The organism is Bradyrhizobium sp. Rc2d, assembly GCF_900099855.1.
In the GTDB taxonomy this organism is placed as follows: Bacteria; Pseudomonadota; Alphaproteobacteria; order Rhizobiales; family Xanthobacteraceae; genus Bradyrhizobium.
In genome coordinates this window covers 76,914-91,655 of sequence record NZ_FNCU01000028.1, presented here as the reverse complement: position 1 = coordinate 91,655, position 14,742 = coordinate 76,914, and the positions used below count along the sequence as shown (strand labels likewise).

General features: G+C 62.9%; 13 protein-coding genes. 5 read left to right on the top strand and 8 right to left on the bottom strand.

Features of this window, described 5'->3' with window-relative positions:
• The first annotated feature begins 595 nt into the window (after window positions 1–595).
• Together BLV07_RS29020 and BLV07_RS29015 are read left to right on the top strand one after the other, a co-directional pair.
• The gene (locus tag BLV07_RS29020) at window positions 596–1,435 is read left to right on the top strand and encodes a formate/nitrite transporter family protein (protein WP_091892785.1); all 840 of its coding nucleotides are present in this window, start codon (window positions 596–598) and stop codon (window positions 1,433–1,435) included.
• 60 nt (window positions 1,436–1,495) lie between these two features.
• Complete coding sequence (locus BLV07_RS29015) at window positions 1,496–3,232, top strand: bifunctional protein-serine/threonine kinase/phosphatase (RefSeq protein ID WP_176945825.1); 1,737 nt, start codon at window positions 1,496–1,498, stop codon at window positions 3,230–3,232.
• 123 nt (window positions 3,233–3,355) lie between these two features.
• Here BLV07_RS29015 and BLV07_RS29010 read toward each other — a convergent pair whose 3' ends face one another.
• Complete coding sequence (locus tag BLV07_RS29010) at window positions 3,356–4,273, bottom strand: intradiol ring-cleavage dioxygenase (protein ID WP_091892781.1); 918 nt, start codon at window positions 4,271–4,273, stop codon at window positions 3,356–3,358.
• A 177-nt stretch (window positions 4,274–4,450) separates the two neighbouring features.
• Here BLV07_RS29010 and BLV07_RS29005 point away from each other — a divergent pair, with 177 nt between their 5' ends.
• A complete protein-coding gene (locus tag BLV07_RS29005; RefSeq protein WP_091892779.1) occupies window positions 4,451–5,725 on the top strand; it encodes a serine hydrolase domain-containing protein in 1,275 nt (424 codons plus the stop codon).
• 64 nt (window positions 5,726–5,789) lie between these two features.
• Here BLV07_RS29005 and BLV07_RS29000 read toward each other — a convergent pair whose 3' ends face one another.
• From BLV07_RS29000 to BLV07_RS28985, 4 genes are all read right to left on the bottom strand, one after another.
• On the bottom strand, window positions 5,790–7,109 hold the full coding sequence (locus tag BLV07_RS29000) for a TRAP transporter large permease (protein WP_091892777.1): 1,320 nt from the start codon (window positions 7,107–7,109) through the stop codon (window positions 5,790–5,792).
• Window positions 7,106–7,621, bottom strand: a complete 516-nt coding sequence (locus BLV07_RS28995) for a TRAP transporter small permease (protein ID WP_091892775.1) — start codon at window positions 7,619–7,621, stop codon at window positions 7,106–7,108. Before BLV07_RS28995 ends, BLV07_RS29000 begins: the two co-directional genes overlap by 4 nt.
• Window positions 7,622–7,702: 81 nt before the next feature.
• Window positions 7,703–8,701, bottom strand: a complete 999-nt coding sequence (locus BLV07_RS28990) for a TRAP transporter substrate-binding protein (RefSeq protein WP_091892773.1) — start codon at window positions 8,699–8,701, stop codon at window positions 7,703–7,705.
• A gap of 389 nt (window positions 8,702–9,090) precedes the next feature.
• The gene (locus tag BLV07_RS28985; protein WP_091892771.1) at window positions 9,091–9,324 is read right to left on the bottom strand and encodes a hypothetical protein; all 234 of its coding nucleotides are present in this window, start codon (window positions 9,322–9,324) and stop codon (window positions 9,091–9,093) included.
• A 139-nt stretch (window positions 9,325–9,463) separates the two neighbouring features.
• Between BLV07_RS28985 and BLV07_RS28980 the strand changes: the two genes are divergently transcribed.
• Together BLV07_RS28980 and BLV07_RS28975 are read left to right on the top strand one after the other, a co-directional pair.
• Window positions 9,464–9,808, top strand: a complete 345-nt coding sequence (locus tag BLV07_RS28980) for a DUF1236 domain-containing protein (protein ID WP_091892769.1) — start codon at window positions 9,464–9,466, stop codon at window positions 9,806–9,808.
• Window positions 9,809–10,149: 341 nt separating this feature from the next.
• The gene (locus BLV07_RS28975) at window positions 10,150–11,607 is read left to right on the top strand and encodes a sensor histidine kinase (RefSeq protein ID WP_091892822.1); all 1,458 of its coding nucleotides are present in this window, start codon (window positions 10,150–10,152) and stop codon (window positions 11,605–11,607) included.
• A gap of 92 nt (window positions 11,608–11,699) precedes the next feature.
• On the opposite strand, the gene BLV07_RS28970 is transcribed toward BLV07_RS28975, so the two are convergent.
• From BLV07_RS28970 to BLV07_RS28960, 3 genes are all read right to left on the bottom strand, one after another.
• Window positions 11,700–12,164 (bottom strand): DoxX family protein, encoded by a 465-nt coding sequence (locus BLV07_RS28970; RefSeq protein WP_091892767.1) that lies wholly within the window; start codon window positions 12,162–12,164, stop codon window positions 11,700–11,702.
• Window positions 12,165–12,231: 67 nt separating this feature from the next.
• Window positions 12,232–13,590 carry an MFS transporter gene (locus tag BLV07_RS28965; protein WP_091892765.1) on the bottom strand — a complete coding sequence of 453 codons (1,359 nt, stop codon included), beginning with the start codon at window positions 13,588–13,590 and terminating at the stop codon, window positions 12,232–12,234.
• Entirely contained in the window at window positions 13,559–14,626 is a 1,068-nt protein-coding gene (locus BLV07_RS28960; RefSeq protein ID WP_091892763.1) for an amidohydrolase family protein, read from the bottom strand. Before BLV07_RS28960 ends, BLV07_RS28965 begins: the two co-directional genes overlap by 32 nt.
• Between the last annotated feature and the right edge of the window lie 116 nt (window positions 14,627–14,742).

Sequence of the window (14,742 nt, the reverse complement as noted above, 5' to 3'; positions counted from 1 at the left end):
CCGGCTTTGGCGCATGCGAACGCACGACGGGGAGACCCCCGTCTGGTGGCGTCAGCAAATCGGATGAGAAGTCTCGCGGGACGGCTTCAATGGCGTCGGCCTGGAACTATTCAAGCTTCATGCCAAGCCCGACGACTTAGAAAGAATTGAATAATCAATATGTTATGTAGGCTGCGGCAGGCCGCCGCAGGACCGCTCCGCATGTGAAACTTGCGGGCTGCTCAATCCTTGTGCGCCGCACAAAGTTTGTGCAACAGCTCAAGCACGAGGCCAGCGGTGCGGTTGGAGGGAATCAGGAAACAGCCTATCCTATTGATATTAATTTAATTTTCTTCACGCGCCCAGACGGCACGCAACTTGCTTGTCCCTAAGCGTCAACGAAGACTGCGGCTTGCCGCATTGTTGCAGCCTCTGGCGGCTGCATTCCGGAAGCTCAACTGCTTCGCGGCCCTCTGGGCCGTCGTGACGCGATTCCCAAGGCTTCCAATCTCCATAGCCCTCGTGCGCGGCAGGCCAGCCCGCACGGCCCAAGACGTTCAGCCGCGCTCTCCAAAAGGGTGTGTCGATCTCACTTACGAAGCAAAAGGAACCATTGATGTCGTATCTCGCGCCTTCGGAATTCGTCACCAAGATGGTGGATGCAGGCGAGTCCAAGATCTTCATGTCCACCCGGGATACCATCATCCGCGCCTACATGGCCGGCGCGATCCTCACGCTCGCCGCATGGTTCGCCGTCACGATCAACGTGAACACGGGCCAGCCGCTGCTCGGTGCGCTGCTGTTTCCGGTCGGATTCGTCATGCTCTATCTGCTGGGCTTCGACCTCCTGACCGGCGTATTCGTGCTCTCGCCGCTTGCGCTGATCGACAAGCGCCCGGGCGTCACTCTTGGCGGCGTCCTGCGCAACTGGGGCTTGGTCTTCGTCGGCAATTTCGCCGGCGCCTTCACCGTGGCCTTCATGATGGCCTTCGTGACGACTTTCGGCTTCACGCAGGCCCCCGACAAGGTCGGCGCCGCCATCGGCATCATCGGCGAAAGCCGGACGCTCGGCTACGCCGCGCATGGTGCGGCCGGCATGGCGACGCTGTTCATGCGCGGCATGCTCTGCAACTGGATGGTCTCGACCGGCGTCGTCGGTGCCATGATCTCGACCTCGGTCCCGGGCAAGGTCATCGCGATGTGGATGCCGATCTTGGTGTTCTTCTACATGGTGTTCGAACATTCCGTCGTGAACATGTTCCTGTTCCCGTCCGGGCTGCTGCTCGGCGCAAAATTCTCGATCCTGGACTATCTGATCTGGAACGAGATCCCGACCGTGCTCGGCAATCTCGTCGGCGGCCTCGCCTTCACCGGCATGACCCTCTATGCCACGCACGTCATGACCCTGACGAAGCGCCAGGCCGACAAGGCCATAAAGCCCCGCGTCGCGGCCTGATCAAACACGACTCGACAGGGGAGCCTCACCCGCGCAGGGTGAGGCTCCCCTCTTCCGGTGATGACGATGACCCCCGGTCTCCTGATTTCGGTCGGCCAGCATTCCGACAAGGGTCGCAAGCCCATCAACCAGGATTTTCACGGCGTCCTCATTCCGGAGGAGCCGCTGCTCAGCCTGAAGGGCATTGCCGCCGTCCTCGCCGACGGCATCTCGAGCAGCACGGTGAGCCAGATCGCCAGCGAGTCGGCGGTCAAGAGCTTCCTGATGGACTATTATTGCACGTCGGAATCCTGGACGGTGAAGACGTCCGCCCGCCGCGTGCTGGACGCCACCAATTCCTGGCTGCATGCGCAGACGCGCAAGAGCCAATACGCCTATGACCGCGACAAGGGCTATGTCTGCACGCTGAGCGCCATGGTCATCAAGGCGACCACCGCGCACATCTTCCATGTCGGCGATTGTCGCGTCTACCGCGTCGCCGGCAAGGCGCTCGAGCAGCTGACCGACGATCACCGCATCATCGTGTCGTCGGAGCAGACCTATCTCGGCCGCGCGCTCGGTATCAATCCGCAGCTCGAGATCGACTATCAGGCCTTCGAGATCGAAGCGGGCGACACTTTTCTGCTGGCGACCGACGGCGCCTACGAATTCGTCGACGCGCGCTTCGTCACCAGCGCACTGAACGAGCATGCAGCCGAGCTCGACGGGGCGGCCAAGGCCATCGTCGAGGAAGCCTACCGGCGCGGCAGCGACGACAACATCACCATCCAGATTCTGCGGATCGACGCAGTGCCACAGCGCGAGCCGGCCGGCATCTTCAATCAGACCTCACAGCTGCCGCTGCCTCCGCTGCCGGAGCCACGCGCGATCTTCGACGGCTACCGGATCGTCCGCGAGATTCACGGCAGCAGCCGCAGTCACATCTATCTTGCGGTCGACACCGAGACCGAGGAGCCGGTCGCGCTCAAGCTGCCGTCAGTCGACCTGCGCGACAATGCTGCCTATCTCAAGCGCTTCCTGATGGAGGAATGGATCGCGCGCCGGATCGACAGCCCGCACGTGCTGAAGCCGATGTCACAGTCCAGACGGCGCAGCTATCTCTACGTTGCGACTGAATTCGTCGAAGGCCAGACCTTGAAGCAGTGGATGACCGACAATCCGCGCCCCGATCTCGAAACCGTCCGTGGCCTCATCGAGCAGATCGCCGCCGGCCTGCGCGCCTTCCACCGCATGGAGATGCTGCATCAGGACCTCAGGCCGGACAACGTCCTGATCGACAAGACCGGCACCGCGAAGATCATCGACTTTGGGTCAGTCAGGGTCGCCGGCGTCGCGGAAGCCGCGCCGCCGGACGAGGCCGACGAAATCCTGGGCACCGTCCAATATACGGCGCCGGAATATTTTCTTGGGCAGGGCGGCTCGCCGCGCTCCGACATGTTTTCGCTGGCCGTGATCTGCTACCAGATGCTGACGGGAAAGCTTCCTTATGGCACTCAGGTCGCCAAGATCCGGCGCAAGGCGGACGTGCGGAGACTTCAGTATCGCCCAGCCGACGACGATCGCAACGTGCCGGCCTGGGTCGACGGCGCGCTCAGGCGCGCGCTGCATCCCGATCCGTACAAGCGGCACGAGGATCTGTCCGAATTCGTCTTCGAGCTTCGCACGCCCAATCCGGCCTATCTCAACACGCGGATCACGCCCCTGTTGGAGCGCAGCCCGCTGATGTTCTGGAAATTGACCTCGGCGGCGCTCGCCTGCGCGGTCGTCGTGCTGCTGGCACTGCTACACGCGCGTTAGAGCATGATCCGGACCCGAAGGGCCGCGTTAGCGCAAAGTGTGCAGCGGTTTTCCGCAAAGATGCATAGACACTAACCTAAAGCGCGATGACGATTCATCCTATTCTCATCGCGCTTTTAGTCGTCAGGCCGGCTGGGCCGCCTTCGTCCCCAGCGGCTTCGGCGCCATGCCGCCGCCGGGCTTGAGGTGGAATTCGTAGCTCATCAGGTGCCACTTCCCATTCGCCTTACTGCCATCGGGCATTGCCGGATCGTTGCGCGGCTCGACCTTGGCGATGAGGTCGTCTTTCACGCCGAACACGACGTCGGTATCCAGATATTTGTCGCCGTCCATGAAAACATGGGTGATCAGCGGCTCATAACCCTTCGCATTGACCAGGAAATGCACATGCGCCGGCCGCATCGGATGACGCTTGGTCTGCGTAATCATCTCGCCGACCGGGCCGTCGGTCGGAATCGGGTAGCTGCACGGCAGGATGGTGCGGAAGAAGAAGCGGCCGTCGTCGTCGGTGATGAAGCGCGCCCGCGCCGAGGCGCCGACCTCGTCATAGTTGGCCTTTTGTGAATCGTAGAAGCCGTCATCATCGGCATGCCAGACGTCGACGGGGACGTTCGCGAGCGGCTTGCCCTTCAGATCCGTGACTCGGCTCTGCACGAACATCCGCTCGCCGGTCTGGTTGTTCGGGGAGATATCGGTGCCGTGCGCGGTGACCTTGTGCTCGCCGACATAGAACGGACCGAGCACGGTGGTCTCCGTCGCGCCCTCACGGTCACGGTGATTGACGGCATCGACCAGCATGGAGACGCCGAGCACGTCGGACAGGAGAATGAACTCCTGGCGGGTGTCGGTGCACTTCTGGCCGGTGCGGGTCAGGAAGTCGATGGCATATTCCCATTCCGCGAAGGTGAGATCGGTCTTGCTCACGTAATCGTGCAGGGACTTCACCAATTCCTGGAGCAGGAATTTCGCACGCGGGTTCGGTGTGCTGTCGAAGCTCCTGACGACGGCTTCGGTGAGTTCGGTCTCGTTGAACTGGGTCATGGTGAGTTTTGCCCTGGGTTTTTCTCGTTGGCCCCATGAGAGGCCCTTGGGGCTCCCTGGAGGCGTTCCAGGCTGCAGCCTACACCAGCAGGCCTGCTCCCGTTAAGCGCGCCGCCCTTGGAATGAGGCCGGCATTTCGGCTATCAACTGACAGACAAAACTGCCCCGGAGGAACTGATGCTCGCGCCCACCCCTGCCTCGCCCGAATCCGTCGGCATGTCCAAGACTGCACTCGACCGCGTCGATGCGCATGTTAAGAGCCGGTACATCGATGCCGGCCGGTTCCCCGGCGCGCATCTTCTCGTCTTCCGCCGTGGCAAGGTCGCATACAGCTCGGTTCAGGGCCTTGCCGACGTCGAGCGCAAGGTGCCGGTCAAGGATGACACCATCTACCGCATCTATTCCATGACCAAGCCGCTCACCAGCGTCGCCTTCATGATGCTGGTCGAGGCGGGCCTCGTCGCGATCGACGAGCCCGTCGCCAAATACATTCCGGAATGGAAGGATCTCGGCGTCTTCGTCGCCGGCACCTATCCGGCCTTCCTGACCCGGCCGCCGTCCCGGCCGATGCTGATCGTCGACCTCCTGCGTCATACCTCCGGCCTCACCTATGGCTTCCAGCAGCGCTCCAATGTCGATGCCGCCTATCGCGCCGAGAAGATCGGCGAGGTCGAGAAGTCTGGCACGCTCCAGACCATGATCGAGGGCCTGGCAAAGATCCCGCTGGAGTTCTCGCCGGGCGAGGCCTGGAACTACTCGGTCGCGACCGACGTGCTCGGCTATCTCGTTGGCAAGATCTCAGGCATGCCGTTCGAACAGTTTCTGAAGGCACGCATCCTCGATCCGCTCGGCATGAGCGACACCGATTTCCACGTGCCGGCCTCGAAGGCCCATCGTTTCGCCGCCTGCTACTCGGCAGACCCCGGCGGCGGCATGACCTTCCATGCCGGCCAGCGGCGCGAGGGCCTGACGCTTCAGGACGATCCGGCAACCAGCTCGTTCCTGTCGCCGCCGTCCTTCATCTCCGGCGGCGGCGGACTGTGCTCGACGGTCGCCGATTATCTCACCTTCTGCCGCGCGTTGCTCAATGGTGGCGAGCTCGGCGGCGTCAGGCTGATCGGGCCCAAGACGCTGGCGCTGATGGCCACCAATCACATTCCGGGCGGACGATTCCTGCCCGAGGTGTCACGCTCGCTGTTCTCGGAAGCCGCCTATAACGGCATCGGCTTCGGTCTCGGTTTCGCCGTGACCATGCGCCCGGCGGAAACACTGATCGCCGGCAGCCCCGGCGAATATAATTGGGGCGGCGCGGCCACGACCTCGTTCTGGATCGATCCGGCCGAAGAACTGATCACCATCTTCATGACGCAGGTGTTGCCGTCGAGCGCCTACCCGATCCGGCGCGAGCTGCGGAGCATGGTCTACGCCGCGATCACCGAGAGCAATCTGTAACGATTGAATCGATCCCGCGGCCGTCGGCCGCGGGACGCACTCTCAGAAGCTCATTTGCAGATGCTCATCTGAGCATCTCCGGCACGATCAGGCGTGGCAGGAACAGCGACACGCTTGGCCAAATGATGACTGCCGCCAGCACGAGCAGCATCGGAACCAGCATGATCACCGTGTCCTTCAGAGCATAGCGCAGCCGCACGCCGGCGATCGAACAGGCGATCATCAGACATAAGCCATAGGGGGGCGTCACCAGTCCGAAGGCCAGCGATACGATGGAAATGATCGCGAACTGGACCGGATGGAGATCGACGGACTTTGCCAGCGGCTCGAGCACCGTGCCGACGATGATGATGGCCGGGATGGCGTCGAGGAAGCAGCCCACCACCAGAAAGCAGAAGGAGATGAAAAAGCCGGCGGTGACGGCGCCCATGCCCCATGTCGAGACGTTGGCCAGCAGCTCTTGCGGAATCCTGTAGTAAGCGAGCAGCCAGCCAAACGCACTTGCGGTGCCGACACAAAACAGCGCCACGCCGGCAAGGCGCCCGGTGTCGAGCAAGGCCTTGTACAATTCGCGTGGACCTGTCTCGCGGTAGAAGAACGCCGAGAGCGCGATAGAATAGAGCACCGCGACGCAGGCAGACTCGGTCGCGGTGAACCACCCGAGCAGAATGCCGCCAACGATGATGAGCGGCGTCATCAGCGCCGGTAACGACTGCCAAATGGCGCATCGCATCTCGACCCAGGTTGCCTTCGGATAGGTCGGGTAGCCGCGGCGCACCGCATAGACGTGCACCGTCGCCATCTGCGCGCCGGCAATCAGCAGGCCCGGCACGATGCCGGCCAGATACATCGCCGCAATCGAGGTCGAGATCAGCCCGCCCCACACGATCATGAGGATCGACGGCGGGATGATGACCGCTAGCACGGCCGACACCGCCGTGATGGCGATCGAAAATGAGAGATCGTAACCCTCCTTGGTCTGCGCATCGATGAAGATCTTGGACTGGCTCGCCGCATCGGCCGTGGAGGAGCCTGAGATGCCCGCAAAGAACACCGACAGCACGACGTTGATCTGCGCCAGCGATCCCGGCCAGTGCCCGACCATCGAGCGCGACAGCGCCACCAGGCGGTCGGTGATGCCGCCGATGCTCATCAGGTTCGCCGTCAACAGGAAGAACGGCACCGCCAGCAGGATGAATGAATTGTACGCATTGAAGGTCTCCTGCGCGAGCGTCATCAGCGACAGACGCGGCTCGATCAGCAGGATCGGCACGCAGGCAAGGCCGAGCGCGAAAGCGACCGGCACGCGCACGATGAGCAGGCCGATGAAAACCCCGAACAGCACCATCGCGGCCTGTCCAGCAGAGAGCACATTGCCACTCATCGCCCTGCCCCAACCAGAACGCGCATCTCATCAACGATCTGTTCACCGGCAAAGACGATCCACGTCGCGCCGGTCACAGGCCAGGCAACGTGAATCAGCCAAAGCGGCAGATCTGCCAGTTCCGAAGTTCTGTTCCAGCCAAAGCGGGTGAACTCCATGCCGGCCGATACGAACACCAGCGCCAGAGCCAGTACGCCGAGACGCGCAAGGATCCGCACCGCGGCCTCCGATCGCCGCGACAGATTGGGCCACACGTCGACCTCGAAATGCTGCGCTTCCCGCACACCGACCATGGCGCCGATCATGATCGTCCAGATGAACAGGAACCGCGCCATTTCCTCCGTCCAGATGTAGGAGGGAATGAAGGGCGTGTAGCGCGAGATGATTTGCAAGGTGACCGGAACAATCAGGACGCCGACGCAGGCGGCCAACAGGAACTCCAGCAACTTCGCATAGGCCGCGGTGACGCGACGCCACAGCGACCGTGTGGACAAGACCGGCGTTTCAGACATTGGGGCTCCGTGCGGCAGCTCATCCGCCTTCCGGGCAAGAAGCGGGGCCTGCCCGGACTATTGTCGGCGGACGCAACGATCTCAGACGACGTTGATCTTCTCGAAAATGCCTTCCGCGCCAATTTCCTTGGCGTAGGTGGCCATCACGGGATCGGCGAGCTTCTTCATCGCGTCCCGCTCCTCGAAGGGAACGCGCTTGAGCTTGCCGGCTTTCTCGAGCGTGTCGAGCTTGACGACCTCTTCGCTCGATTCGAGCTGACGGCCGTAGTCGCCTGCCTCCCTGCCGGCCTTCATGATCGCGTCCTGCAAATCCTTCGGCAAGGTCTTCAGCGTCTTCACCGAGAAGCAGATCGGCCGGATCGACACGGCGTGCTGGGTCAGGCTGAGATGCGGGGCCACTTCGTAGAACTTCATCGCCTCGACGCCGGCCGCCTCGTTTTCGCCGGCCGAGATCACCCCGTTCTGGATCGCGTTGTAGATCTCGTTATAGGCGATCACCGTCGGGCTCATGCCGACTGCCGCGAAGGTCTTCGACCAGATCGGCGCCCCCTGCACGCGAACCTTGAGACCCCTAAGATCGGCGAGATTCCTGAGCGGCTTGTTCGCGAAGATGTTGCGGATGCCACCGCCGGCATAACCGATCAGAACGACCTCGGCCTTCGCCGCGACCTCGTCGGCGATCGGCGCCAGGATATTGGCCTCGACGACCTTGTTCATGTGCTCGATGCCCTTGAACACGAAGGGCGCATCGATGAACGGGGCCGCCTTGGCGAAGGTTGACATATGGGCCGGCGAGACGATGCCGTAATCGACCGCCTTGCCCTGCGACATGTACTCGAAATACTGCTTTTCGAGGCCGAGCGAGGAGTTCTTGTGCAGCGTGAAATTGACGGGCTTGCCGTAGTACTTCTTCACCAGCTCCTCGAACCGGATCAGCGCGCGGTTGAAGGCATGGTCGTCGTTGAACTGGACCGCGCCGTTCAGCGTGATCGGCGCTTGCGCCCTGAGGATCGACGGCATGCCAATCGCAGCTGCCGCAGTGGTCGCACCGATACCGGCGAGAAATGACCTTCGCTTCATCGTCTCCCCTCCCATTGATGCCCCGCCCCTGTCGCCGGGGCGTGAGCGCAGCCGGTTAACGGCCAGCGTTCGGGGAGCGTATGAAAAACGACGGCGGGACGGAAGTCATTTCGCGTAACCTGGAGGCACTCTTCGTGGCAGAGCGACGCCTCCACGACCTGTTGCACTGCAACTCGCACTCCTGCTGGCGTGCGGGGCCGCATCGGCGGCCTCCCTCTCTCTCGTAGAAACGGCAGACTTGCGGACCTGTGCGCTGCACGCAGAGGCCCGCTCGCCTCCCTCGACAGGCCTAGTGCATGTGACCAATCAGATAGATGCCGCCGCCGATCACAATGATCGCTGGCACGGCCCAGAGAATAAATACGGGGATCACGGGCATCACATTCTTCCTAATTGGATGTGCAGACTTTGACGGTCTTCATGCCGCTCTCAGCCTCGGTGCGCGTCTTGTAGATCGTGCCCGACGGGCTGACCACGGTCATGGAGGCGTCTGTCGGCTTCTTGTCGACGATGGTGCACTTCTTGGTCTTGACGTCCTGGACCACGTAGAACTCGTCGGCCGCAAAGGCCGGCAAGGACACTGCAGCAACCATCAGCGCTGCACTCGCTATTCTCAGCGTCATTTTCTCCTCCTCCAATGTCCCGGGCTTCCGGGCCCGGGCGATTCAGAAACGGGAAAAAATAGCAATTTGTTCCTACGCGGGAGGAACGGCGCGCATGGTGAGATGTTGTTGCGGCGCATATTCCTGTGAGGAGGACAAGATGAAAAAGCTGTTCCTACTGTCCGCCGCAGCCGTCCTGATTTCGACCGGCGCGTTCGCGCAGTCCACCGTGGTGACCACCACTGGAACCGGTCATGCGGCGGCAGTTCAGATCGAGCCGGAGTACCGCACCAAGATCAAATCCTACATCACCGAGCACCGCGTTCGTCCGGTGGTGACGAAGGAAAAGATCATCGTCGGTGCGACGGTGCCGACCGACGTCGAGCTTGAGGCCGTTCCGGCGGATTGGGGCCCGTCACTGACGAAGTATCGCTACGTTTATTCCAGCGATCGCGTGATGCTGGTGGATCCGGGCTCGCGCGTGGTCGTTCAGGAAATCGATTGATCGCGACGCGACCTCCGGGCGGCTGCTCCCCAACGGCGGCCGCCGACCTGGAGTTGAGCGTATGAAATCGCATCGAGAGGCCCGGATCGTCGGGCTCAGTCTGGCGGCTGTCTACGCCACGTGTCTGCTATTGACCGCGATCACGATGATCTGACCCGGCCCCCGACTGCATCGCAAAATCTTCTCCCCGCTCGCAGATGCGAAAATCGTGGCGCCGGGCAAGTGCTGCCCTTATGGTCTTGCCAAAACCATAATCCGGTGCCGCTGCGCCGGAATCGGGGCGCCCGCGCTTGTCAAAGCTTACGCTGCCGGTCCGGCTCGCTCTCCTGGTCGCTGGAACGATGTTGCCGCTGATCATCTTCGCGGTCGGCATCGCTGTCTACAATTACAAGCAGGATCGAAGTGACGCGACCAGCCGCGTGCTGGAGAACGTACGCAGCATGCGCCTTGTGCTGGATTCCGAGGTGCAGCGGATGACGGGCGGCTTGCAGGTTCTGGCGCTGACGAATTCGCTGCGCAACGGCGACTTCCAGAACTTCCGCCGCATCGCGCTTGGCTTCGTCGAGCAATATGGCAAGGGCGGCCTGGTGCTGATCTCCGACCGGAAGGGCCGGCTGTTGTTCTCCTCCGCAACGGAAGACACCGCAAGCCTGCCGTCGCGCGGCCATCTGGAGATCATCGAAAAGGTATTTGCGACCAGGTCGCCGCAATATTCCGACCTGTTCACCGGCGCGATCAATGGGCGGCAGGTGCTCACCGTTGAGGTCCCGGTATTGCGCGACGGCGAGGTGATCTACGATCTCTGTTTCAGTCCGCCGATCGGCATCTTTCAGGAGCTGGTGGAGAAGCAGCGACCCGACCGGCTCTGGACGGTGTCCCTGCTCGACACCAAGGGCATCGTATTCGCACGCGCGCCGAACCCGAGCGAGACGGTCGGCAAGCAGGCTTCCGGCGCGCTATATGATGCGATGTCTCGCACGTCAGAGGCCGCCCTTTCGACCGTTTCGCTCGACGGGGTCGCGCTGTCCTCCGCCTTTACCAGGTCGCGACTGACCGGCTGGACGGTCGTGGCCGGCGTCGCCGAGAGCTCGCTGATCGCGCCGCTCTGGCGCAACATCGCCATCACCAGTCTGATCGGCGGTATCCTCCTGCTGACCGGCCTGACCTTCGCCGTCAGGATGGCGACCACGATCGCGCGCGGCGAGATGCTGCACAGTCTGCTGATCGAGGAGCTCAACCACCGGGTCAAGAACACGCTGGCCCTGATGCAGGCGATCGCGGTTCAGACCTTCCGCAGCGCCAGCCGGGATGAGCGGAGCAAGTTCGAGGGGCGGCTCGGCGCGCTCGCAGAGGCGCACAATCTCCTGAGCCAGGAGAAATGGGCGGGCTCGGAGCTGAGAGACGTCATTGCCCGCGCGCTTCGACCGTTCTTGCTGAGCAATCCTGACCGCATCCGCATCGCCGGTCCCGCCGTGCCGCTGTCGCCGCGGCTCGCCGTGGTACTGTCGATGATCGTGCACGAGATCGCCACCAACGCCGCGAAATACGGCGCGCTGTCCAACGAGACCGGCCGGGTGACGCTGGACTGGGAGGTCATCGCCGACGCGCCGAAGCCGCGGCTGCGGCTGATCTGGACCGAGATCGGCGGACCGCCGGTGACGGCCCCGGTGCGGCGCGGCTTCGGCTCGCGCCTGATCGAGCGCAGCGCGCGCGATCAGCTCGGCGGCGAGGCAACCGTCGACTTCCTGCCGCGCGGCGTCGTCTGCACAGTGACGTGCGTGCTGGACGAGACGCGTTGAACGGACGAAAAGGATATCGGCGATAAAGATTACTCATGTGGACCGCAAGGCGCTGGCGCGCTTCGCGGTCGGCTCGTCGGCGTAACTAAGAATTACGAGAGCTCGGGAGCACCTTTGGAGCCGGGCTTGATGGCCGCTTGCACGGCATGGGCGCCCGGCCCGTAAGAGGCGATGAGCGCAAGGGCGCCCAGCAGGCCGAGATTCTTCAGGAAGTTGATGGTCTGCATCACGACCTGCGCTTCGGGCGCGGCCCAGAAATTGTGAAACATCAGTGTGGCGGCGATGGTGAACGGGATCAGGACCGCCGCCGCCGGGCGCGCAAACAGGCCTAGCAGCAGGGCCGTGCCGCCTCCGAGTTCGACTGCAATCGCGCCAGCGGCCAGCACCGCGCCGAAGCCGTCGGCGCCGCCGGGAAGCCGGCCCGCGGTCGTGGCAAATGCCATCACCTTTCCGATGCCGCTGTAGAGAAATAGCGGCGCAATCGCGACGCGTGCGAACAGAAGTACCCAGGCGTCGAGCGGCCCTGCGGTCGCAGCGGAACGAGTGGATGTGGGCATTTCGGATCTCCTTTGGTGAAGCTGGCCAGTCAAGGCGCGGCCGGTGATTGTCGATCGGCCCGCCTCATCACTCCGCGGGTGCGATATCGGCGCGCGGCAGACGATTTGCTGCGGCAGCACTGAGCGATCCGATCGCCAGCGCCCCGACCATGGACGCGCCGCCGATCGCCCAGAACACGGCGTCGGGGCCTCCGGTCGCCTGCTGCAACAGACCGATGACATAGGGGCCGAGGATCGCTCCCACCCGGCCGATGCCCAATTCCATTCCGACGCCGCTAGCGCGGAAACAGGTCCCGTATGACCCGGCGGTGAAATTGTTGAGCACGTGCTGGGCGCCGATGATGCAGAAGCCCGCAACGGCGACGATGGCGAGATTGACGCCATGACCGCTGACGAAGACGAGCGCCAATACGGCAATGCCGCCGGTCAGCCACCAGGTCGCGAGATAACGTGGCGTCAGCAAGAAATTGCGATCGGCCAGCATTGCGAGCGTGAGGCCGCCGATGAACGACATCGCCTGCATCAAGGCACCGAAGCCGAATGATGCCGCGAAGGTCTCGCCGCGCTTGAGCATGACCGTCGGAATCCACCCGGTGAGACCGAAGATCGCGAACAGGCTGAGAAACGCTGTGATCCAGATGGTCAGCGAAACGCGACGATAGCGCGGGCTCAGCAACGCTCCAATCGTGCTCTGCGGCCGCGTACCGTCATCCGATGCGAACGTCGCATTCTCGTAGACGGCGGCCCGCTCGGGCCGCAGCCGCGCCAGCAACGCACGCAACTCCGGGACCCGCGATCGGGTCGCCAGGAATTGCGGACTTTCCGGCAGGATGGCGTGTGCCGCGAAAGTCAGCGGGATCGACAGCGCGCCAACGTAGTAGAGGATCTGCCAGCCGTGCTGCGGCGTCAGGAATACGCCGACGAGACCGGCGCAGACGCCGCCGAGCGACCAGCCCAGCGTCACGCCCCACAGCGAAAACGTATTGCTGACACGCTTGGGCGCGAGCTCGTTGATGAAGGTCGTGCCGAGCGGCAGCAACACGCCGAGACCGAGCCCGGTGACGAAGCGAAGAGCGCAGTAGCTCCAGAAATCGTTCGCCAGCACGGCGGTCAGCAATGTGAAGACGTTGACGACCCACAATCCTGCGAGCAGCGTGCCACGCCGGCCGAAACGGTCGGCTACGCTGCCGTGACCAATCGCGCCGAACAGAAAGCCGACGAGACCCGAGCTCACCAGAAACCCCGCTTGGCTTGGTTGGAGTCTCCAGGGCTGGACCACGTAGTGGATGACATAGGCGGGATTGAAGGTGTCATAGCCATCGAACAGCGTGATGAGCGTGATCAGGATGCCGAGCAGCTTGTGGAACGGGCCGATCGGAGCGCCGGACAATTCCTCATGCACGTCGATTTCGGACGAGATGCTCACGGGTTTCCTCCATTGAGATTGCTGACACGTTCTGCTCTGCGGCAGATTGGGTCGTTGCTTTGCCGAGCCCGAACAGGGCACGCGCATTGTCGCGGCCGATCTTGATGCGGTCGCCTTCGGAAATCGCCGCGCTGTCGAACCAGTCGGCGGCATGATCGATGTTCTCGAACGGCCAGTCGGCCGAGAACAGAATGCGGTCGGCACCGATCTCCAGGATTGCGTCGATCAGCGTCTGGGTGCGGAAGTTGCCCGACGTGGTGATGTAGAAATTCTCCCGGAAATAGTCGGCGATCTTGCGCCGCGCGGGATAGGCATCCTGGGTCCGCATCCACTTGTTGTGGTTGTCGACCCGCCACATCGAGTACGGCAGACCCTCCCCCATGTGCCCGAGAATGATCTGGAGCCGCGGATGCGCGTCGAACAGTCCGGAGCCCATCAGGCGCAGGGCATGGACCGCAGTCTCCTGCCCAAACGCCCAGGTCGGTCCCAGCAGCCAGCGATGCCCTTCATAGATCGCCGAGTCTTTCGGCAGCGGATTGCGTGGGTGCAGATAGAAGGGAACGCCGAGGCGTTCGACTTCCGACCAGAACGGCCAGAACTCCTTGCGGTCATAGTAGATCGCATGATCGGTGCCGCCGAGCTCGCTGAAGCCGTTGACGAGCGCCCCGCGAAATCCAAGCGTGCCGACGCTGCGATCGAGCTCGCGTGCGGCCGCGTCGGGATCCTGCATCGGCAGCGCTGCAAGGCCCTGGAAGCGATCCGGCCGCTTGGCGACCTGCTCGGCGAGGAAGTCGTTGGCACGGCGCGACAGCTCCAGCGCACGGCTGCGGTCGGGAATGGCCTGGACGGCCGGCGCGTTCAGCGACAGCAGCATCATCTCGATTCCGTGACCGTCCATCTCCGCGAGGCGGCGGTCGTGAATGTCGAGCAGCCGCGCTTCCAGCTCGCGCCAGTCGTCGGCCGGCGCGAAGCCTGCGCTGTCCTGAACAGTCTCCCGAAGCGCGAAGTGCTCCTCGAGCGCGATCTTTTCCTGCATGGCGTCGTCCCTTCAACTCTGGCGTTGACAAAGCAAAGCACCGAGCGCAAATACTTGTCAATGATAAAGTTGCAAATGCAAATGATTGAAACGCAAATATTGCACGTGCGAAGGTT